The sequence below is a fragment of the Acinetobacter sp. YH12070 genome, assembly GCF_013419625.1.
Lineage (GTDB): Bacteria > Pseudomonadota > Gammaproteobacteria > Pseudomonadales > Moraxellaceae > Acinetobacter > Acinetobacter amyesii.
The window spans coordinates 1-1267 of the sequence record NZ_VOZT01000138.1 but is presented as its reverse complement, the minus strand read 5'-3'; the positions used below and the strand labels follow the sequence as shown (position 1 = coordinate 1267).

Genomic DNA, 1267 nt, shown 5'->3' with positions numbered 1-1267 from the left:
TGTTTGAACAACTAAAAGCGTATTTATAAGTGATATTCCGCTCTAGTTAAGCCACCTTGTTTTGTTGGGGTAGCTGATCATAGTAAAACTCATTTGGTGTCATTTTGTCTAGACTCGAATGAGGTCGTTTCAAATTATAAAACTCAAAATATGCACTTAATTGCTTTTTCGCATCTGTGACACTGCTATAAGCTTTGAGATACACCTCTTCATATTTAACGCTCCGCCATAATCGTTCAACCATCACATTATCTACCCATCGACCTTTACCATCCATACTGATTTGAATGCCATTTGATTTCAATACATCAATAAATGCATCACTGGTAAACTGGCTGCCTTGGTCTGTATTAAATATTTCAGGTCGACCATATTTTTCAATCGCTTCATTTAAAGCCGAAATACAAAAATCCACCTCCATACTAATCGATACCCTATGCGCAAGTACCTTGCGGCTATGCCAATCAATCACAGCACATAAATAAACAAAGCCTTTTGCCATAGGGATATACGTTATATCCGTAGACCACACTTGATTACTGCGCTGAATAGCCAACCCTTTGAGCAGATATGGATATTTACGGTGAGCTTGATTAGCCTGGCTTAAATTTGGTTTGCAATATAACGCCTGAATACCCATTTTCTTCATTAAAGTACGTGTATGACGTCGTCCTATATGATGTCCTTGACGATTCAACAAATCACGCATCATACGACTGCCTGCAAAAGGATATTGCATATGTAATTCATCAATACATCGCATCAGCTTCAGATCTGATGCACTCACAGGTTTTGGGCGATAGTAATAACAACCACGGGAGACTTTCAGCAGCTTAGCTTGCTTAGATACTGAAATCTGAAGTGAGTCGTCGATTAACTTTTGTGGTTGAAGCGGCCCAGTTTCTTCAACACACCTTCTAAAAAATCAATTTCTAATGCCTGCTCACCGATTTTTGCATGTAGTTTTTTTAGATCGATGGGTGGTTCTGTTGGAGCTTTTGATTGATCGAAAGCTTGCGAGGAAGCTGAGATCAATTGATTTTTCCAGTCAATAATTTGGTTTTGATGAACATCAAACTCAGCACTCAATTCAGCAAGTGTTTTTTCTGCTTTAATCGCAGCAAGTGCTACCTTAGCTTTAAAATCATTTGAATGATTTCTTCTTGGTCTACGTGCCATAAAATACTCCATATATTGATGTTTATAACATCATTTGAGGAGCAGAATATCACTTATAGGAGTTGTTCAAATTTACGGATCCATCTCT

General features: G+C 38.0%; 1 protein-coding gene. It reads right to left on the bottom strand.

Going from position 1 to position 1267, the window contains the following annotated elements; all coding sequences use genetic code 11:
• Positions 1–46: 46 nt before the first annotated feature.
• Positions 47–1179, bottom strand: a protein-coding gene (locus tag FTU17_RS17320) for an IS3-like element ISAba14 family transposase (protein ID WP_223155595.1) whose coding sequence is annotated in 2 segments (ribosomal slippage) — positions 47–927 and positions 927–1179 — 1134 coding nt in all. Because the reading frame shifts where the segments join, the coding sequence is not laid out codon by codon here.
• Positions 1180–1267 lie beyond the last annotated feature (88 nt).